This is a genomic window from Pseudomonas sp. CBZ-4, assembly GCF_000346755.1.
Lineage (GTDB): Bacteria > Pseudomonadota > Gammaproteobacteria > Pseudomonadales > Pseudomonadaceae > Aquipseudomonas.
The window spans coordinates 1-20,219 of the sequence record NZ_ANNV01000156.1 but is presented as its reverse complement, the minus strand read 5'-3'; the positions used below and the strand labels follow the sequence as shown (position 1 = coordinate 20,219).

The 20,219-nt window shown below is 61.1% G+C and carries 17 protein-coding genes and 1 tRNA gene; 10 read left to right on the top strand and 8 right to left on the bottom strand.

What is annotated here, in order from left to right:
* The first annotated feature begins 85 nt into the window (after window positions 1–85).
* Window positions 86–161 (top strand) — tRNA-Phe (locus tag B348_RS0122815).
* A 224-nt stretch (window positions 162–385) separates the two neighbouring features.
* Here B348_RS0122815 and B348_RS0122810 read toward each other — a convergent pair.
* The 4 genes from B348_RS0122810 to B348_RS0122795 form a co-directional block, all read right to left on the bottom strand.
* The gene (locus B348_RS0122810) at window positions 386–1,984 is read right to left on the bottom strand and encodes a glycosyltransferase family 39 protein (RefSeq protein ID WP_017738349.1); all 1,599 of its coding nucleotides are present in this window, start codon (window positions 1,982–1,984) and stop codon (window positions 386–388) included.
* 77 nt (window positions 1,985–2,061) lie between these two features.
* The gene (locus tag B348_RS0122805; RefSeq protein WP_017738348.1) at window positions 2,062–3,027 is read right to left on the bottom strand and encodes an arsenic resistance protein; all 966 of its coding nucleotides are present in this window, start codon (window positions 3,025–3,027) and stop codon (window positions 2,062–2,064) included.
* A gap of 42 nt (window positions 3,028–3,069) precedes the next feature.
* Window positions 3,070–3,381, bottom strand: coding sequence for a type II toxin-antitoxin system RelE/ParE family toxin (locus tag B348_RS01000000130255; protein ID WP_017738347.1), 312 nt, complete (start codon window positions 3,379–3,381; stop codon window positions 3,070–3,072).
* Window positions 3,368–3,562 (bottom strand): hypothetical protein, encoded by a 195-nt coding sequence (locus B348_RS0122795; RefSeq protein WP_026136996.1) that lies wholly within the window; start codon window positions 3,560–3,562, stop codon window positions 3,368–3,370. The genes B348_RS01000000130255 and B348_RS0122795 overlap by 14 nt, the downstream gene beginning before the upstream one ends.
* Before the next feature lie 207 nt (window positions 3,563–3,769).
* Here B348_RS0122795 and B348_RS0122790 point away from each other — a divergent pair, with 207 nt between their 5' ends.
* Window positions 3,770–4,714, top strand: a complete 945-nt coding sequence (locus B348_RS0122790; RefSeq protein WP_017738345.1) for an alpha/beta fold hydrolase — start codon at window positions 3,770–3,772, stop codon at window positions 4,712–4,714.
* A 12-nt stretch (window positions 4,715–4,726) separates the two neighbouring features.
* The gene (locus B348_RS0122785) at window positions 4,727–5,140 is read left to right on the top strand and encodes a hypothetical protein (RefSeq protein WP_017738344.1); all 414 of its coding nucleotides are present in this window, start codon (window positions 4,727–4,729) and stop codon (window positions 5,138–5,140) included.
* Between the two features lie 132 nt (window positions 5,141–5,272).
* Here B348_RS0122785 and gabP read toward each other — a convergent pair whose 3' ends face one another.
* A complete protein-coding gene (gene gabP, locus B348_RS0122780) occupies window positions 5,273–6,664 on the bottom strand; it encodes a GABA permease (RefSeq protein WP_017738343.1) in 1,392 nt (463 codons plus the stop codon).
* A 553-nt stretch (window positions 6,665–7,217) separates the two neighbouring features.
* Between gabP and B348_RS0122775 the strand changes: the two genes are divergently transcribed.
* From B348_RS0122775 to B348_RS0122755, 5 genes are all read left to right on the top strand, one after another.
* Window positions 7,218–7,991, top strand: coding sequence for an ABC transporter ATP-binding protein (locus tag B348_RS0122775; RefSeq protein ID WP_017738342.1), 774 nt, complete (start codon window positions 7,218–7,220; stop codon window positions 7,989–7,991).
* A gap of 13 nt (window positions 7,992–8,004) precedes the next feature.
* Complete coding sequence (locus B348_RS0122770; protein ID WP_017738341.1) at window positions 8,005–8,757, top strand: ABC transporter substrate-binding protein; 753 nt, start codon at window positions 8,005–8,007, stop codon at window positions 8,755–8,757.
* Window positions 8,758–8,829: 72 nt separating this feature from the next.
* Window positions 8,830–9,525, top strand: coding sequence for an ABC transporter permease (locus B348_RS0122765; protein ID WP_017738340.1), 696 nt, complete (start codon window positions 8,830–8,832; stop codon window positions 9,523–9,525).
* Window positions 9,526–9,563: 38 nt separating this feature from the next.
* A complete protein-coding gene (locus B348_RS0122760) occupies window positions 9,564–10,253 on the top strand; it encodes an ABC transporter permease (RefSeq protein ID WP_025999969.1) in 690 nt (229 codons plus the stop codon).
* Window positions 10,234–11,421 carry a methyltransferase gene (locus tag B348_RS0122755; RefSeq protein WP_017738339.1) on the top strand — a complete coding sequence of 396 codons (1,188 nt, stop codon included), beginning with the start codon at window positions 10,234–10,236 and terminating at the stop codon, window positions 11,419–11,421. Before B348_RS0122760 ends, B348_RS0122755 begins: the two co-directional genes overlap by 20 nt.
* A 242-nt stretch (window positions 11,422–11,663) precedes the next feature.
* On the opposite strand, the gene bcsQ is transcribed toward B348_RS0122755, so the two are convergent.
* A complete protein-coding gene (gene bcsQ / locus B348_RS0122750) occupies window positions 11,664–12,623 on the bottom strand; it encodes a cellulose biosynthesis protein BcsQ (RefSeq protein WP_017738338.1) in 960 nt (319 codons plus the stop codon).
* Between the two features lie 292 nt (window positions 12,624–12,915).
* Here bcsQ and lapG point away from each other — a divergent pair, with 292 nt between their 5' ends.
* Window positions 12,916–13,608, top strand: a complete 693-nt coding sequence (gene lapG, locus B348_RS0122745) for a cysteine protease LapG (RefSeq protein ID WP_017738337.1) — start codon at window positions 12,916–12,918, stop codon at window positions 13,606–13,608.
* A gap of 11 nt (window positions 13,609–13,619) precedes the next feature.
* Window positions 13,620–15,566: a cyclic di-GMP receptor LapD gene (lapD, locus tag B348_RS0122740; protein WP_017738336.1), complete on the top strand. Its 1,947-nt coding sequence runs from the start codon at window positions 13,620–13,622 to the stop codon at window positions 15,564–15,566.
* A 56-nt stretch (window positions 15,567–15,622) separates the two neighbouring features.
* Here lapD and B348_RS0122735 read toward each other — a convergent pair whose 3' ends face one another.
* A complete protein-coding gene (locus tag B348_RS0122735) occupies window positions 15,623–15,961 on the bottom strand; it encodes a hypothetical protein (protein WP_017738335.1) in 339 nt (112 codons plus the stop codon).
* Between the two features lie 124 nt (window positions 15,962–16,085).
* On the bottom strand, window positions 16,086–20,219 hold a 4,134-nt coding region (locus tag B348_RS0122730; protein WP_017738334.1), incomplete at its 5' end, for a type I secretion C-terminal target domain-containing protein.

The following is a 20,219-nucleotide window of genomic DNA, read 5'->3' as shown; positions in this document are numbered from 1 at the left end:
CGGCACGTAAGCGACGGTAATAATTAAATATTTTTTGAAAACTTGCTTGACGACCCCCTGAAAAACCCGTTTAATGCGCCCCGTTGCCCAGATAGCTCAGTCGGTAGAGCAGGGGATTGAAAATCCCCGTGTCGGCGGTTCGATTCCGTCTCTGGGCACCACTAATTAGTTTTAGGTGGTGCGAACATCATCTGAAACACACAAGAAACCCGCCTAGTGCGGGTTTTTTGTTGTCTGCGATTTTGTGCAGAAATTTCACTTATCCGAGTGGCGATTTAGAGATAGTGAATTTATCTGCAGCGGCCTCGAAGCTGATTCCACAAGGGCTACGCTACTCACTTTTTGAGATAACGCTTCGCCCAGTTAGAGAAATCCTCCAGCATCGTCACCTAAGCAAAAACACCATCAACGGATTGTCATTCAACCGCCCACTGAACACCGGCGCCTGATGCTCCAGCGGCGTCCCCGCCAGCAACGCCGTTTCCTTGCGCGCCACGATCACCCATGCAGGCCGTGGCAACGCGCCCAGCCGCTCTACCTCGCCGGCACTGACAAACAGCGGCTGCTCATCGTGGTCCAGGTTCATCATGTAGCGCACCGCCCAGGTATCACGACCCAGATTGAGAAACACCAATGGCCCCGGCCGCGTGACGCGAAGCGCCTCTACCTGGCCAACGAAGGTGCGGGTGTCGAATTGCAGGTCCTTGGCGCGATCGACCACCGTCACCAGCACCAGCCATTGCGCGATCAAGGCGATTGCACTGAGCCACACCAGCCGGCGCCAGGCGATCACTGCCGCGACCTGCAGGATCAACAACGCGCCAATCAGCAACGGCAGCGAAACGTCCGGCCAGTAACCGTGCTTCTGCCACCCATGCCGACAGACAAAGACTACAACCACGCACAACGCCGGTAGCGCCGCGACAAGCCCTTCGTAGCACCTGCGCACGCCAACGAGCCAGCCTTGCGCCTGGAGCAGCCCATAGGCGGCGACAGCAGCAAACAGCGGCACCATCGGCAGGATGTAATAAGCGCGCTTGAAGTGCGGCACCGACAGCCCGAGCAGGATCATCAGGCCGCAGGCACCGAGCCGCACAACCAATTGCACATCGTCATTCGCAAACCGCTCAGACCCGCGATGGCGCAGCGCGACCAACGTTGCCAGCGCCATCGGCACCACCGGGAAGTAGCGGTACACACTCAACTGGAAGTAGAAGTAGAACGGCTCGCCACTTTCATCGAGGCGCCCGCCGACCTGCATCTTGAACACTTCGTCTGCAAAGGCATCGCCACCGCTGATGCGCGCCAGCTTCACCAGCAGCCACCAGCACGCCGCCAACAGCAACAGGCCAACGGCGCCATGGATCAGCACCTGCCTGACCCGCTGCCCGGGACGGCTCAACGCCCAATACACGCACACCACACCGCAGACTTCGATCAACCCCAACGGCCCGCGAATGGCAAAACCGAGGATGAACAAGGGGAACACTGCCAGTTGGCGCCACCGCGATCCCAGGCGCTCGCCCGTGTGCAGCAGGTAGAAACTACCTACGCATAACAGCGACACCATCTGATCCAGGCACACCGAGCGCGACTTATCGAGCAACTGCGCGGTGAGCAGCGTCAGCAGCACCGTCAGCAGCGCCCACTGGCGACTCGACGGCACCAGCAAGCGATAGATCAGCGCAACGGTGCCAGCGGACGCCAGGGCGGTGGGCAGGATATTCGCCAGGTGATTGGGCGCACCGAACAGCCGGGCAACTACAAAACTGAAGAAGGTCGCGGTGCCGGGATAGTCCGCGTAGGGCTGACCGTAGGTCGTCGGGAAAAAACTCGCGCCATGGCGAAACATTTCTTGCAGGAACAGCGCCCAGCGTCCGTCAAAACCCTGGGGCTGCTGATCCCAGATGCCCAAGGTAAACAGCAATAAGGCCAGCAGGAAAATGCCCAGGGACTCCAGGCGAAAACGGTTGCGGTGATCCATCGGTTGACCTGTCAGGTGAAGGGCGCAGACCTATGGTGCCGACCCCCCTGCTGAATAGCGCCTGAACAGATACACACTTACCGCCGCGCGGGCCACACCAACGCCGGGATCAGGCGGATGTAGATCAGCTCACCCACCAGCTCGATCAAGGTTTGCAGGATCACCACCGTCGCCGCCAACCCGCGCACATCCTCAGGCAGGGCCAACGCCAAGGGCAGTACCACCAACGAGTTGCGCGTCGATGCGCTGAACGTCACCGCGCGCGCCGTCGCCGCTGGCAGCGCGAACAGGCGCGCGGCCAACATACCCATCAGCGGCGCCAACACCAGGAAGCCCACATACACCGGGATCACCGGCACCAACAGGCCGATATCACGCACCACCGAGGTGATTTGCGACGCGATCACCACGAACAGCACCAACGCCATCGCCGGCACCGGCAGCCAGGCCCAGGCGTTGCTCCACGCGCTGACGACCGAGGATCGCCGTGCCAGGGAGGTGGTCAGCACCGCCAGGATCATCGGCAGCACAATCAACAGCACGAACGCCTCGACAAACGGCCCCGCCGCCACCACCACGCCCGATTGCGCCCCCAACATCAACCCCAGGTAAACCGGCAACAGCGCCAGTTGCAGCAGCAACAACACCGGCGTCGCCGCCAACATCAGCCGCGAATCGCCCTTGCCGATATGGGTAAACACCACCACGTAGTCGATGCACGGCGTGAGCAACACCAGTAACGCCCCCACCAGCAACGCTGGGCGCTCCACCAGGCCACGGGTCAACGCCCACACCAACAACGGCACCAAAATGAAGTTGGCCAGCAGCAAGGCCGACAGGAAACGCTTGTTGGCCAAGCCTTGGCGCAAGTCCAGAAACGGGATTTGCAGGAACATCGCATACATCAGCACGGCGATGGCGGGCGTGACCAGCATGCCCAGGCCGCTGGCTGATGAGGGCACGAGCAAGCCGAAGGCCGCGGCTAGGAGGACAGCGACGAAGTAGAGGGGGATCTGATGGTGTTCGAGGGTGTCGCGGGTCATGACATCGCCCTAGCTGATCGCAAAGGCAACAAGCCTATGGATCTATTGGCGAGAGGTCGAGTGGTAAGGCTTGAGCTTGTCAGAGGGATATTCCTGACGGGTGTGTAGCACCGCCAGTACCTCGATTTGCTCCAGCACTCGATAAACCACCAGATAATTGGGATGAACAACCATTTCCCGCGTACCGATCAAGCGACCACACTTGAATCCGTAGGGCATTGAAGACAGCCCCTCAGTGGCCGCCACAATGTTTCGGTGAAGGGTCGCAGCGGCAACGGGGTTGTACTGCTCAATATAATCAATGATATCGGTCAGGGCGGCGATAGCCTCAGGCCGCCACTTAACGAGCAGCATGGCGAGCCTTGCGCCTCTCTTCCAGCATTCTCTCGACTTCGGCCATGGCCTCATCATGCGGAATGCTCGGGCGAGGATCATCAATCGACGCCTGCACCTTGGCCCGAAACCAACGGTCGTAGCTGGCAGCCTGCTCTTCTGTTTCAAACTCTGAAACGATGGGAGAAAGTGGGATGCTCATAGAGACCTCCGAGTTAGGTGCCTGCCAGTCTAATCGGTCCATGGTCGGGTGTCGTTCCTCTCGGATGTATGGCTCTATCAGTGAGCGCCGAGATTAGTGAACCCACCAAAGGCAGGACAAGTACTGGCAAACTGGCCAACTGTTACTAAAAAAATAAAAACGATTAAAGGCAGAACCCCAATGAATTTGAATGACGCCTCTTCGCGAATGCCCGATGTGACACGCATACCAAGTCAAAGCACCCCATTCAAAGAACCCACCGCCGACAACCACCTCCTCGGCGGCTTCACCTGGCGCCACCCGCGCACCGACCTCGAACGCCCCATCGTCATCATCAACGCCGCCACTTCCCTGCGCTGTCGCTATTACTCGCGCTTCGCCGACTACCTGTTTGCCAACGGCCTTGACGTCATCACCTACGACTACCGTGGCATCGGCGAATCCCGCAGCGGCTCGCTGCGCAGCTTCAAGGCGTCCTGGTCGGATTGGGGCACGCTGGACTTCGAGGCGATCCTGCGGCGCGCTCAACGGGAGTTTCCCGGGCAGCCAATCGACGTGGTGGGCCACAGCTTCGGCGGCTGTGCGGCAGGCCTTGGCGCCTCGGGCGCGGTGATCCGGCGCATCGTTACCGTCGGCGCACAGTTTGCCTATTGGCGCGACTACGCAACGCGTGGGCGCTGGCAGATGGTTGCCAAATGGCATGTGCTGATGCCGTTGCTAACCGCCCTCTGCGGATACTTCCCCGGCAAGCGCCTGGGCTGGCTGGAAGACACGCCAGCCGGCGTGGTGCGGGACTGGGCCACACCGACACCCCGCTATGAAACACGGCCCAGCGGACGAGACCTGGGTGAGCTGCCGTTCAGCCGGGTGAAGGCGCAGCTCCTGGCCATCAGCCTCACTGATGATCCGTTCGGCACCGTGACAGCCATCGAGCGGCTGCTCGGCTACTTCGCCAACAGCGAGCGCACCCACCTGCGGATTGCGCCCGAGGACATCGGCGAAAAACAGGTCGGGCATTTCGCATTTTTCCGTAGCGAGTATCAGGACCGACTGTGGCCGATAGCACTGGCGTGGCTGCAAAACGACCAATTACCGGCGGATACCCTTGGGATTTGCGCCAACCTGCGCTTCAATACCCACTCTGAACCCTAGGACGTCACACCCATGGCCTCGCCAAACAAGCAGCAAAAACGCGCCCAACGGGCCAAGACCAAGGCCAAGCAAAACCGCACCCAGCGCGCCGTCGCGAGCAAGCCGGACGCTTTTGCCGGCGATGACAGCCGCATCGACCTTGAGTCAGTGGATTTGACCGAGCTGTTCGTCGAGATGCGCGCCGCGGGCGAGATCAGCCAGCAGGCGTTGTGCGCGGCGTTCCTGTCGCACCCATTGCTGGCGCTGGTGCTGGAGCAGGAAGGCGAAGAGGAAGCTACCGACTTTATCCTCGCGGCACTGATCGAGTATCGGCAGTGGGCCACGGATAGCGATGATGAAGCGACGGCACTGGCGTGGATCGAATCGCCAGCGTTCCAGGCGGATTACCTGGCGGCGTCCCAGGCCCTGACCAGCTCGGCAGACTGACGCAAAACCCAATGTGGGAGCTGGCTTGTGTGGGAGCTGGCTTGCCTGCGATAGCATCACCTCGGTGTCACTGTAAGACCGAGGTGCCTGCATCGCGGGCAAGCCCGCTCCCACATTTTTGAACGCATTCCGTCAGTTGAGTACTGCGGCGCCTACCTTTTGCGCCTTGCGACGACTGGACACCATCAGCCCCGCCGCCACCACCAGCAAACTCAACACACCCGTCGCAATAATCTCGACCCGATGGGCTTCCTGGAACAGCATGATGGTCAACGTACCGACGATAAACACCATCACCGCGTAGGTCAGGCCCGGGAACAGCCACATCTTGAAGACAATCTTCTCACCCGCCGCCGTACGCTTCTGGCGCATGCGCAGTTGCGACACCGCGATCACCAGGTACACCAGCAGCGCAATTGCGCCGGAGCTGGCCAGCAGGAATTCAAACACCGCAGCCGGAGCCACGTAGTTGGCGAACACTGCGAGGAACGCCGCGCCGGTGGACAGCATCACCGCCCAATAAGGCGTGCCGCTCTTGTTGGTGCGCTTGGCCACAGCCGGTGCGTCACCGCGACGACCGAGGGAGAACAGCATGCGCGACGCGGTGTACAACGCCGAGTTCAGACAGCTGGTCACGGCAACCAAGACCACAATATCAACGATCATCTTGGCGTTCGGGATGCCCATGCGTTCCAGCACGGTCTGGTAGGAACCTACGGCCGCGAGGGTCGGATCGTTCCATGGCACCAGGGACACCACGATGAAGATCGACAACAGGTAGAACAAACCAATCCGCCAGATCACCGAGTTGGTGGCCTTGGTGATTTGCTGGCCAGGGTTCTTCGATTCGGCGGCAGCGATGGTGACGATCTCGGTGCCCATGAACGAGAACATGGTGGTGAGGATCGCGGCCAATACCGCGCCCATGCCGTTGGGCATGAAGCCTTGGGTGTCGAACAGGTGCGAAACGCCGCTGACCTGGCTGGTCGGCAGGAAGCCGAAGATCGCGGCCAGGCCGAGGATCACAAAGCCCACGATGGCCACGACCTTGATCAGCGCAAACCAGAACTCGAACTCGCCGTAGTTCTTCACGCTGAACAGGTTGGTCGCGGTCAGCAGCAAGGTGATGACCAGCGTGAACGCCCAGATGGCGATATCCGGGAACCAGGCGTGCAGGATGGTCGCGGCGGCGTTGGCTTCCAGCGGGATCACCAGGACCCAGAACCACCAGTACAACCAGCCGATGGTGAAACCGGCCCAGTGACCGATGGCGCGGTCGGCGTACGTCGAGAACGAACCGGTGTCCGGTGACGCCACGGCCATTTCGGCCAGCATGCGCATCACCAATACCACCAGCGTACCGGCGGCGGCGTAGGCCAGCAGCACCGCAGGGCCGGCGGCAGCAATCGCGTGGCCGGAGCCAACAAACAAACCGGCACCAATGACGCCGGCAATCGACAGCATGGTGACGTGACGCGGTTTGAGCCCCTGTTCGAGGTCATTGGAGCTTTGCGTACTACTCATTGACACACCTTTGCGAGGAATTGCGAAAACGGTCCGCCCGGCCTGTGCTCTTTCTCGTGAAAAGAAACCAACAGGGCGTTCTTTATTTTTTACGCAAGATTTGCGCCAAAATGTTACAAGCCCGCAATTGACGCGGGCTGTAGGACAATCCAGCAGCCATCGCAACCCATTGAGAACAATGAAATTCCGCTATAGCGTTACCGTGCGACTCACTTTTAAACGAAAGCACGCACCAAAAACACACACAAAAAGTACGTGACGCGCCATAACGGGGCTGATATGCACCGTTTGCCCGATTGACCCTTCCAACCCCCGGCCAAAGCTGGCACCATCGCGCCCTTTTTTACGCGAAGCCTGCCGGTTTACAGGTTCAAACGGCTGTTCGGTTGTAGATGGCGCGACACGCTGCTGTGCCGATGCGACACCCTGCCGCAGACCACCTGTTAACCGTCCGCAGCGCTGTTGGCTGTCATTCAAACGCTATGCTAGCTTGGCGCCTCGCCAGGAAGGCGGCCCAACAGCAAGCACGCAACGAACACAATGAGGACCGCACATGGCCGAGGCCACGCCCGCGCTTGAAATCCGCAACTTGCATAAACGCTATGGTGAGCTGGAGGTACTCAAAGGTATCTCGCTGACCGCTCGCGACGGCGATGTGATCTCGATCCTGGGTTCCTCCGGTTCCGGCAAGTCCACGTTCCTGCGCTGCATCAACCTGCTGGAAAACCCGCACCAGGGCCAGATCCTGGTCGCCGGCGAAGAGCTCAAGCTCAAGGCTGCGAAAAACGGCGAGCTGATGGCCGCCGACGGCAAGCAGATCAACCGCCTGCGCAGCGAAATCGGTTTTGTGTTTCAAAACTTTAACCTGTGGCCGCACATGAGCATCCTCGACAACATCATCGAGGCCCCGCGCCGTGTGCTCGGCCAGAGCAAGGCCGAAGCCATCGAAGTGGCCGAAGCCCTGCTGGCCAAGGTCGGCATCAGCGACAAACGCCACGCCTACCCCGCGCAATTGTCCGGTGGCCAGCAACAACGGGCCGCCATCGCGCGCACCCTGGCGATGCAGCCTAAAGTCATCCTGTTCGACGAGCCCACATCGGCCCTTGACCCGGAAATGGTTCAGGAAGTACTTAATGTGATCCGCGCACTGGCCGAAGAAGGCCGCACCATGCTGCTGGTCACCCATGAAATGGGCTTCGCCCGTCAGGTGTCCAGTGAAGTGGTGTTCCTGCACCAGGGCCTGGTCGAAGAGCAAGGATCGCCACAGCAGGTATTTGAAAACCCGCTTTCGGCGCGCTGCAAACAATTCATGTCCAGCAACCGCTAACGGAGCAACATGCATGCAGAACTATAAAAAATTCCTTCTGGCTGCGGCCGTCTCGATGGCGTTCAGCGCCACGGCCATGGCAGAAACCTTGAAGATGGGGATCGAAGCGGCTTACCCGCCCTTCAACAATAAAGACGCCAGCGGCAACGTCGTGGGCTTCGACAAGGACATCGGCGACGCCCTGTGCGCCAAGATGAAAGTCGAGAAGTGCGAAGTGTACGTGTCCGACTGGGACGGCATCATCCCGGCCCTGAACGCCAAGAAGTTCGACTTCCTGGTGTCCTCGCTGTCCATCACCGATGAACGCAAGCAGGCCGTCGACTTCACCGACCCGTACTACTCCAACAAGCTGCAGTTCATCGCGCCGAAAGCCACCAAGGACTTCAAGACCGACGCCGGTTACCTGAAGGGCAAGATCATCGGCGCCCAACGCGCGACCTTGGCCGGTACCTACCTGGAAGACGAGCTGCCGGACACCACCGCCAAGCTCTACGACACCCAGGAAAATGCCTACCTCGACCTGACCTCGGGCCGCCTCGACGGCATGCTCGCCGACAAGTACGTGCAGTACGAATGGCTCAAGAGCAAAGACGGTTCCGCCTACGAGTTCAAGGGCGACCCGGTGGTGGAAAGCGACAAGATCGGCATCGCCGTCCGCAAGGGCGATCCGCTGCGCGAGCGCCTGAACAAAGCCCTGGCAGAGATCAAGGCAGACGGCACCTACAAGAAGATCAACGACAAGTACTTCCCTTTCAGCATCGAATGATCTGAACGGTATGCCCGACGCGCTCACTAGAGCGCGTCGGCTTTTAGCAATGCCTTGCGATATGAAAACACCATGAATTTCGATCTCTACGGATTCGGCCCCGCGCTTGCCGCTGGCGCGCTGATGACCGTCAAACTGGCGCTCACGGCCCTGTGCCTGGGGCTGGTGCTCGGCCTGGCCGGCGCCCTGGCCAAGACGTCCCCGTACAAGCCGCTGCAATGGCTTGGCGGCGCGTACTCGACCCTCGTTCGCGGCATTCCCGAACTGCTGTGGGTGCTGCTGATCTATTTCGGCACGGTCAACCTGATGCGTGCCCTCGGCGAGTTCTTCGGCAACCCCGACCTGTCCCTCAGCGCCTTTGCCGCCGGGGTCATCGCCCTGGGCCTGTGCTTTGGCGCCTACGCCACCGAAGTGTTCCGTGGCGCGATCCTCGCCATTCCCAAGGGCCACCGCGAAGCCGGCGTGGCGTTGGGCCTGTCGAAGTTTCGCATCTTCACCCGCCTGATCATGCCGCAGATGTGGCGTATCGCCCTGCCGGGCCTGGGCAACCTGTTCATGATCCTGATGAAGGACACCGCGCTGGTCTCGGTGATCGGCCTGGAAGAAATCATGCGCCACGCGCAGATCGGCGTGACCGTGACCAAGCAGCCCTTCACCTTCTTCATGGTCGCGGCCTTCATGTACCTGGGCCTCACCGTCCTGGCGATGACCGCCATGCACTTCCTGGAAAAACGCGCCGCCCGCGGCTTTGCAAGGAGCACCCAATGAGCGGCGACTACAGCTGGCTGGCGCATTTCGACCTGGGCCTGAACTGGGCCGTGATCATCAAGTGGCTGCCCAAGCTCGCCCAGGGCGCGATCCTGACCCTGGAGCTGGTGGCCATCGCCGTGATCGCCGGCCTGCTGCTGGCGATTCCGCTGGGTATCGCCCGTTCCTCGCGGCGCTGGTATGTGAGCGCCCTGCCCTACGCCTACATCTTCTTCTTCCGGGGTACGCCGCTGCTGGTGCAGCTGTTCCTGGTCTACTACGGCCTGGCGCAGTTCGATGCGGTGCGCGAGAGCTTCATGTGGCCGTACCTGCGCGATCCGTTCTGGTGTGCCACCGCCACCATGACCCTGCACACCGCCGCCTATATCGCCGAGATCCTGCGCGGCGCGATCCAGGCCATTCCGCCGGGTGAGATCGAAGCGGCGCGCGCCCTGGGCATGTCCAAGCCGAAGACGCTGTTCTACATCATCCTGCCGCGCGCCTCGCGCATCGGCCTGCCGGCGTACAGCAACGAAGTGATCCTGATGCTCAAGGCCAGCGCCCTGGCCAGTACCGTGACCTTGCTCGAACTGACCGGCATGGCCCGTACGATCATCGCCCGCACCTACTTGCCGGTGGAGATCTTCTTTGCCGCTGGCCTGTTCTACCTGCTGATGGCCTACATCCTGGTGCGCGGCTTCAAGCTGCTGGAACGCTGGCTGCGCGTCGATGCGTGCCAGGGACGTTGAAGCGCGCTTTGAAGCGCTGGATACATTCCTGATCGAACACCAAGGGCTGTGGCGACCACGGCCCTTCACCCACCGGCAATTACCCTGGGAAGCCGAACACCCCGCGCTCTCCCAGTGGCTGCGCCAACGTTCGTTGGCCGACGCCGAAACCGCCCACAACCATCCCCATGACTTACCCGCGCCCGCACCTTTTCCACAGCTGGCCAGCCAGGCGTTGGCGCTCGGTGCTGTGGATAAGTTACCGACCATGCCCCTTGAGCCCGCCCGCCATCGCCTGAATGTCGATGTGCCCGGGCGCAAATGGCAACAGATCGAAGCCTTCGGCGCGGCGCTGGGATTTGCCGCAACGCCGACACACTGGCTGGACTGGTGCGCCGGCAAGGGCCACCTCGGCCGCCGCCTGCTGCAAACCGGGCAACACCTGACCTGCCTGGAATATGACCCCGCCCTGATCGCCGCCGGCCAGGCCTTGAGCGAACACCACGGCCTGCCCGTGACCCATCGCCTGCAAGATGTGATGGCCGACGTCACGCTCAGCGCCGAGCACACGCCCGTTGCCCTGCACGCCTGCGGTGACCTGCACGTGCGCCTGCTGCAACTGGCCAGCAGCGCCGGCTGCAAGCAACTGGCCGTGGCGCCCTGCTGCTACAACCGCATCGGCGCAGAGCGTTATCAAGCACTGTCCAGCGCAGGCCAGGCGTCGGCATTGCAGCTGTCGATCGACGACCTTGGCCTGCCCCTCAGCGAAACCGTCACCGCCGGCGCCCGCGTGCGCCGCCAGCGCGACATCTCCATGGCGCGGCGCCTGGGCTTCGATCACCTGCAACGGCAACTGCGCGGCTGTGACGACTACTTGCCCACCCCTTCACTGCCCAGTGCCTGGCTGGATAAACCCTTCGCCGACTACTGCCGGGAACTGGCGGCGCTCAAAGGGTTATCCACAGGCAGGCAGGATTGGCTGGCGCTGGAGGCGCACGGCTGGCGGCGACTTGCCGAGGTCAGAAACCTGGAATTGCTGCGTGGTCTGTTTCGGCGCCCGTTGGAGCTATGGCTGGTGCTGGATCGGGCACTGTTTCTGCGCGAAAACGGCTACAGGGTCGATGTCGGCATCTTTTGCGAAGCGGCATTGACGCCGCGCAACTTGATGGTGCTTGCCGAGCGCGATTAGAGGGCAAGATTGTCGCACCCAAGCCTGTGGATAACTCTGTTGATGAATTCTTTACAGCGCCTGTAGCCGTCTGCGTTAGCGGCCAAAAGCCAGGCTGATCATTTTTTGTTCACAAAATAAAACACACGTAAAACAGGTAGTTGCGACGTGTTGAGAACAGATCCACAGAATCGCTGTTTAATCCCGTCAGCAACCAACCAATTGTGCATAAGCATCTGGCATCCTGCCTATAACGCGCCCGCTCAAGGCGTGTTTTTTGCCCTGGTCAGCACCCGGCACAGCTCGTTGATATCGTCGCTGGCGAGGCTCTGGCCCACGTTATCCAGCGGGTCTGAACCAAAGGCCAGGGCTTCGCTGAAGGACAGATCGCGGTGCACGACATCCAGCAGCTGTTCACCCAGGCGCAGCTTGAACGCTTCGACCATGTCCAGGCTGAACGCCGAATGCTCATCCAACTGGTTGATCACGAAGTGACAACGCGGCGGGTGATGGCGCTCACGGTAAGGCGCCAACAAGGCCTCCATCTGGTCCAGCGTGCCGAGGCAGGCAGCGTCCGGCTGGACCACCACCAGCACGATGTCGGCGACGTTCAGTGCTTGGTGCAGGTACGCATTGTTGCCAGCGGGGGTATCGATGATCACCGTCTGGCGCTCGCTCAAGCCCAGCACCGACAGGCGCTGCGCCAGCCATGTCGGCTCGCGGGTGAGCCAGCGCTGGAGGTTTTCCTGCTGCTGCACATCGGTGTCGCCAAAGGGCATCACCTGGCAACCGGCAAACCCCGCTTGCAAGACACTCTGCCATTGCGCATTGATCAAGCTGGTGCGGCCGATACCCGGTAGCTCATGGCCCACACCAAAGTGCTGGCGCAGGGCGTTCTGCGGGTCGAGGTCCAATGCCACCACCGACTCGCCCAGGCGCTGCAAACCGCTGCTCAGAGCCGTGACCAGGGTACTGCGGCCCACGCCACCATTGACGGAAACCACGGCCAGCACCTTGGGGTGCGGCGCATTCGAATCAAAAGGCAGGGTGTGTTCGTAGGCATAAGGCGTGTTGGCGCTGAAGCGCGAACCGTCCTTCGCATTTACGCGAGTGCCATCGTCGAAGGGGATGGTGCCGAAAAAGTGCAGTCGAGCGTTGCGCCCTTCCGGGTCGCGGGACACGCCCTTGCCGAACAAGGCAAACAGATCATCAGTGCGGCTCATGGCCGGAGCTCCTTCACGGCGCGTTTAAAGACGTGGGAGGTCGGCAAGAAAACAAGGGGCTTACCGCAGTCTTTTTGTAGGCGCTGTCGTTGGGCCATTTTGTGACAGAGATCAGGGGGTGTCATTATTTTGGTGATATTCTCAGCCTTCTTTCGGACGAGCGGAAAACAGCCAATTTACTGACGTTTAAATCCCGTTATTTCTGGCCCCGTGATTTCACCGTGCCATTGTTTTTTGCCCGCTATCACCGCACCATTGCCGCACCTTCCAGGCTGCAAGCTCGGGTATAGCTGTGGCGATACGCTTTAAAATCCCCCGGATTCTGTTCGGTTTTGCCATCACGCTGATGCTGGGTGGCGGGCTGCTGGGCGATTTGCATGCCGATTGGGATTTCAGCCAGATCAGCCGTCGCGCCGAGGCGCTCTATGGCCCACTCGGCGCCGGGCGCCAACGCATCGATGCCTGGCAGAACCTGCTGTCGACGCAAAGGCAAATCGGCGAGCTTGAGCAACTCAAAGTGGTCAACCTGTTCTTCAACCGGCAGATGAAGTACGAAGAAGATATCGACCTGTGGCACGAGATTGATTACTGGGCGACCCCCATTCAATCCCTGTGGAAAGGCGCCGGTGACTGCGAAGACTACGCCATCGCCAAATACTTCAGCCTGCGTAACCTCGGCATCCCGGCCGACAAGCTGCGCATTACCTACGTAAAGGCCTTGCGCCAGAACCGCGCGCACATGGTGCTGACCTACTACGCCAGCCCCGAAGCCATGCCGTTGGTCCTGGACAGCCTGATGGACCCGATCCTGCCCGCCAGCCAGCGCACCGACCTGCTGCCGGTCTACGCGTTCAACGGTGAAGGGTTGTGGCTGACCGGGGCGGCGGGCAACAAGAAAGTCGGTGACACCAAGCGCCTGTCGCGCTGGCAGGATGTCTTGAAGAAAATGACCGCCGAAGGGTTTCCGGCCAGTTCGGATAATTAACAGGAGCTACGATGTCACTGTTCAAACAATTGCTGATCGCTATCTGTGTGTTTCTCGTGGTCGCCTTCAGCGGTAGCTTCGTGGTCAGCCTGGAAAGCTCGCGTACCCAGTACGTCAACCAGCTGCGCTCCCACGCCCAGGACGCGGCCACCGCGCTGGCGCTGTCGCTGACGCCGAACATCGACGACCCGGCGATGACCGAACTGATGGTCAGCTCGATCTTTGACAGTGGCTACTACGCCAGCATCCGCGTGATCGACCTGAGCAATGACCAGGTGCTGGTGGAACGCTCTGCCGAGCCCGACGCCAATGGCGTGCCGGCCTGGTTCGTGAAGATGATCGGCCTCGCGCCGGCCGGCGGCGATGCCATCGTCAGCCGTGGCTGGCAGCAGGCGGCGCGCGTGGAGGTGGTGAGCCACCCGATGTTCGCCCTGGCCAAACTCTGGCAAAGCGCCCTGGGCAGCCTCGGCTGGCTGCTGCTGTGCGGGGCGGCGAGTGCGATCCTCGGGGCCTTGCTGCTGCGGCGTCAGCTCAGGCCGCTGGACTATATGGTCGAGCAATCCCACGCCATTGCCCGGCGTGAATTCCTCAGCCTGCCCGACCTGCCGCGCACCCCGGAATTGCGCCGCGTGGTGCAAGCCATGAACCAGATGGTGGAGAAGCTCAAGGCACTGTTCCACGAGCAGACCGAACGCAGCGAGAAACTGCGCGTGGAGTCCTACCAGGACAGCCTGACGGGCCTGGCCAACCGGCGTTATTTCGAGATGCAGCTCAGCTCCCGCGTCAGCAACCTGGAAGAGCCCAGCTCCGGTTACCTGCTGATACTGCGCGTCAACGACCTCGGCGGCCTCAACCAGCGCCTCGGCGGGCAACGCACCGACCAGTTGCTGCAAGCCGTCAGCCAGCAACTGGTGCGCACCTGCGCAAAATACCCGGAAACCCACAACCTGATCACCCGCAGCCGTGGCGGTGAATTCGCGGTGCTCGCGCCAGGCCTGGTGCGTGACGAAGCCCGGCAATTGGCCCAGGAGCTGGAAACCACCCTGCAAAGCCTGCACGAAACCGGCGCCACCGACATGCCCACCGTGGCCTATATCGGCCTGGCCCCGTACAACCCCGGCGACGCCTCGGCCGACCTGCTGATGCTGGCCGACCAGGCCCTGGCCCAGGCGGAAGCCAGCAGCGGCCAGACCTGGGTGTGCCTGGAGCACCAGACCGCCGGCACCGTCAGCGATGACCCGCACAGCTGGCATACCCTGCTCGACCACGCACTGAAGCAAGGGCGTTTCCGCCTGTTCTTCCAGCCGGTGGTGAGCAGCAGCGATACCCAGCGAGTGCTGCATTACAAGGTGTTGTCGCGCCTGCTCGACAACGAGGACCAGACCATCGCGGCCGGTCACTTCCTGCCGTGGCTGGAGCGCTTCGGCTGGACCGCGCGCCTCGACCAAGTGATGCTCGATCTGGTCATCAAGCAATTGGCCCAGCACAACCAGTCAGTGGCCCTGAACCTTTCCGCCGCCACGTTGAACGACCCGCAGGCCATGGAGCAGATCTTCGAACGACTGGCCCAGCACCCGGCACTGGGGCCGCGCCTGATCCTGGAAATCGGTGAAGAGCAAGTGCCCGAGCAAACCCAGCTTGAGGTGATGCTGCGGCGCATGCGCAGCCTCGGCTACAGCCTTGGCCTGCAGCGCTTCGGTGGGCGTTTCAGCATGATCGGCAACCTGGCGAACCTGGGCCTGGCCTACCTCAAGATCGACGGCAGTTACATCCGCGCCATTGACCAGGAAAGCCACAAGCGCATCTTTATCGAAGCCATCCAACGGGCCGCCCACAGCATTGACCTGCCGTTGATTGCCGAGCGCGTGGAAACCGAGGGTGAGTTGCGGGTAATCCGCGAGATGGGCGTCGAAGGGGTACAAGGCCAACTGGTCGGTGAACCGGCGCCCTGGAAGTAAAACATCGAAGCCTCATGCCTCCTTGACGCGGATGCCGTAAAGGAGGTGTGGCGTGTTCAGATCAGGCCGGTTTCATCGTCATTGATCAGTTCACTCAAGCCGCCCAGCGCCGCCCGGGCCTGGGTCCGCTCCAGAAACTTGGCCTGTGCCGCCGGCGGCAAGTCGGTGATGCGGATCACGCCTTTGGATGTCAGCACCTGGATCAAGTCGTCGAGCACTCGAATCATCTCAAGGTCACTGTTCTTGAGCTGCTTGAGGCTGTCTTCGATCTCATCGCCGGCAAACCACGCCTGGATCTCGTGATGGTCCGCCGGTAGCGTCTCGGTGGCTTCCGCGTAGGCCTGCGCCTCGACGCGTACCAAAGCGTTGTTTTGATCGCGTTGCACGTAGAACATCAGCGTTCTCCCAATAAAAAATCCCTGCAGGCGCCGCGCACGACGCCCACAGAGATTACACACATTTCCCCGAAGCCGATGCCACTGGGGCGCCAATCCCGAAAGATTGCCGCCCCGGTGGTGATCAGTCGTGGTGCTTGACGGTCAGGTCGCCACCGGCGATCAGGTTGTTGATCGCGCTGCTGCCGTTGCCCCAGTTCGCGCCATCGACCTTGATCGTCACATCGGCCGTACCGCCACTGGTGGTAAACGAACCGCTGCTGCTCACGCTCAGCGTCGAGTTGCCCGACGAGTCGGTGGTCAGCTTCAGATACTTATCCAAGTTGCTGTCGGTATTGCCTTGCAGCAAGTCGGACAGGTCCAGCTTGTCGCCTTCGCTGTGCTTGAAGTCAGTGATGCGATCAAAGCCGCCGCTGGTGTTGGTATCGCCTTTGAGCCAGACGAAGGTATCGGCACCTGCGCCGCCGGTCAGGATGTCATTGCCCTTGCCGCCCACCAGGATGTCGTTGCCGGCACCGCCATTGAGGGTATCGTTGCCGCCCTGGCCGAACAGGATGTCGTTGCCTGCGCCACCCAGCAGGGTGTCGGCGCCATCGTTGGTACCGTAGATGTTCGACGCGTTGGCCAAGGCCCCGACGTCCTGCACATGCTCAGTGATGTACTGGTGCAAGGTGCGATCGTCAATCAGGTCAGGCGTAGTCGACAGCTTCTCGGCAGCGAAGGCCTTGAGTGCCGCATTGCCTTCCTGGCCTTTGTAGCTGATCAGGTCGCCGAACAGGATGTCGTTGCCCGAACCACCGGAAACGTTGTCCGCGCCGGCATCGGCGGTGTGGCCGGTGATGGCGTCTGCCAGCTTCTCGGTGTCGATGGTGGAAACCACCTTGTCGGTATCGAACTGCTTGAGCACGGTGCTATCGATGCTCGAACCCAGACCGATCGCCTCGACCACGACTTTGTCGGGCACCGAGTTGACCAGATCGCTGTAGGCCGTCTTGGCGTTTGCCAGTGCGGTGCTGGAGTTGTTGTAGACCGCAGCAACGTCGAAGCCGCCATTGCTGTTGGCCACAACCGTACCTTCATAGTTCGAGTAGCCGCGGCTGTCGTAGGAGTAAACCTTACCGCTGCTATCGACAATCATCCGCCAGTTGCCATTGATCACAGCGTAGACCGGACTGCTCTGGCCCAGGACGTAATTGGAGTTGTTCACCATGCTGTCAAAGTAAACGCTGGAGCCCTTGTTGCCGCCGCTATAGCCCAGGTACGGGTTGCCCTGCACGTCGGTATACACGTTCGGCGAACCGTCGGTGATGAAGTACGTGAGGTTTTTCGCACCGGCGTTGCTGGTGGCGTCGCTGCTCTTGAACCAATCCGAGGCCGCTTTGAACGCGTCCTGGTAGTTGGTCATGTCGCTGGAATTGGACACCATCTGGTTCAACACGGCCTGCAAGGCAGCCTTGGCGGCGGTCTTGTCGGCCAGGTTGACCGAGACTTCAGACTGAACGCGGGTGTCGAAGTCCACCAGCAGCACTTTCACAACGCCCGAATCTTTAGTCGCGGCATTGGCAATCAAGGTATCGAAGATGCTCGAGAGCTGATCCTTGATCGACTTCATGGCGCTGGAACCGATACTGCCCGAGGTGTCGACGAGGAACGCGATGTTGTAGTTGGTACCCGGCGTGGTGATACCGCCTTTGTCGCCAACCACAATGTTGTTCGCCGAACTGGAACCCAGGTCGATGGTATCGGCGCCCGCGCCGCCTTCCAGGTTCAAGGTGTAGACCTGCGGCTTGACCGTGATGGTGCTGGTGGCAACCGACGAGCTCAAGCTGTCGGAACCGGCACTGTCCTTCACGGAGATGTCGATGAGACGATCACCGGTGGTCGGGTACTTGCTGGTGCTGGAGTACTGGAACGATTCCAGCAGCATCTTGTAAGTGGCCGAATCCGCTGCACCCGAGAGCGTCAGCACGATCTTGCCGCTGACGTCGGTACCGACGCTGGTCAAGGTCACGCCTTTGTAAGTACCGCCCACCGCAATCAGGCTGGAGCTGAGCTGATCGCCCGAGCTGGCGTTTTTCAGGGTGATGGTCGCACTTTGCATCTGGGTGCTGTCGACGTCGGCAATGCCCACGCTGCCAGTGATCGCCACGCCAGCGTCGGAGCGCTCGGTGTACGAGGTGCTGTAGCCGGTGGCGAGAGCGCCGTCCGCAGTGCTCAAGTCCAGGACTGGGGCGTCGTTGACCGGGGTGATCACGATGCTCACCTTGCCGCTCGACGTCACGGTTTCACCGGTGCTCTGCTCGGTGGAGGTGGCCTTCACGGTCAGGTCGAAGGTACCGGTGGAATCCTTGACCGGCGTGACCGTCAGGGTTTTCAGGTTCCAGGTGCTGACATCGTAGAGCGTGCCCGTGCCGGTCGAGGTGTAGGTGTGGCCGGTGGTGCCGTCGGTGATCACGGTGCCTTTCGGCAGGCCGCTGATTTCCACCTTGTGCAATTCCGAACCGTCGTTATCGGCAAACGTGGCAGTAATCGGGCTGACCTTGATGACGGTGTCTTCCAGGCCGCTGTTGTAGACGTACCCGGTGTAGTAACCCTCGCCATTGACCACATGGCTGTCGCCCAGCACCGCACCGGCGGCTTTCAACGCCTCGATGCTGGTGTAGGTCTGGATGCCACTGCTGCTCAACGACACCGACGGGGCGTTGTTGATCGACACATTGACGTTGTAGTTGCCCGCGCCGGCCTGGTTGTAGTGGTAGATGTCGAGGGTGTAGTAGCCCGACTCGGTCGGCGTGTAGGCCGAACCGGTAATCGCGCTGCCGCTGCTCCAGGTTTCGGTCGCAACCAGCTTGCCGCCCACGGTGATTGCCAGGCTGTCGTCGGCCGTACCGGTGAAGGTGTAGCTCTTGCCAGCTTCCAGGTAGATCAGGCCCGAGACCTTGGTCGCGGTGGTGGCCGTCACATTGTCGTTGGCCACGGTGTGGATCACACCGGTGGACACAGCGCTGGCTGCGGTTTTGGCGTCGATGACCTTGATCAGGTCGTCGGATTTGACCACGCCATTACCGTTGGTGCCCAACGCGGTCGGCAGGTTGCCGCCCGTCCAGGTCTGGATCACCAGGCCCTGCGCCGCAGCGCCGGCCTGAGTCACGGTCACAACCCCCGCATCCGCCAGCGGATGGATATCCACGGTGATGGTTTTGGTTTCGCTGTTAGTGTTGCCGTCGGTGGCCTGGAACTTCAGTTCGGTGTAGTGACCTTGCTTGTTGCCCACGCCAGTGCCGCCGAAGCTGCTGTCGCCGGATTCGTTCTCCGCCGGGCTGTAACGTACGTTGTGGTTATCGAAGTCCGCCTGGCTGAAGGCCTTGCCGGCCGACGTGGCGGTTGCCAGATCGGCCGTGGTGAGCTTCACCCACACGCCGTTGACGTTGTACTCGATGGAACCGGCAGGCAGCGCGGTGAACACCACTTTCGGGTTCGCCGAGTCTTCATCCTTGACGCCGAAGGTGGCCCAGGTCAGTTCGACCGGGGTGTCTTCGTTGCTCTGGATGCTGCCGTTGGTGGCGGTTGGGGTGTCGTCGACCATGGTCACCGTCGGCTGCGCAACGTTATGCGAGTTCAGGCCTTCTGGGTCGGTAACGGTCAGGTCGATCTTCGGCAGCTGGTTGCCGGCGTTGACGAAATCAGCACCTTTCTGGGTCAACACCACGTTGTTGCCGGAGATGCTGTAGTAGCCGCTCGCGTTGGTGGTGCCGGTGAAGGTGATGGTCAGGCCCGAACGTGGGGTTTCTTCGTCGGTCGCAACGAAGGTACCGGCCACGGTGCCGACCTTGGCGGTGTCTTCAACGATGGTGGTCGGCGTGATGGTGATCACTGGCACGTCGTTGTGCAGGTTAACCACTGGCTGAGCGTTGTTGTTGGAGCTCAGGCCTTCTGGGTCAGCGACAGTCAGGTCGATCTTCGGCAGCTGGTTGCCGGCGTTGACGAAGTCCGCGCCTGCTTTGGTCAGCACGACGTTGTTGCCGGAGATCGCGTAGTAACCGGCAGCGTTGCTAGTGCCAGTGAAGGTGATCGTCAGGCCAGCACGTGGAGTTTCTTCGTCAGTCGCAACGAAGGTACCGGCGACGGTGCCCGTGGTGACCGAGTTCTCTTCCAGAGTGTTGGCGGTGACGGTGATGACCGGCACGTCGTTGTGCACGTTGACCACTGGCTGATCGGAACCTTTGGAGTTCAGGCCTTCTGGATCGGTAACGGTCAG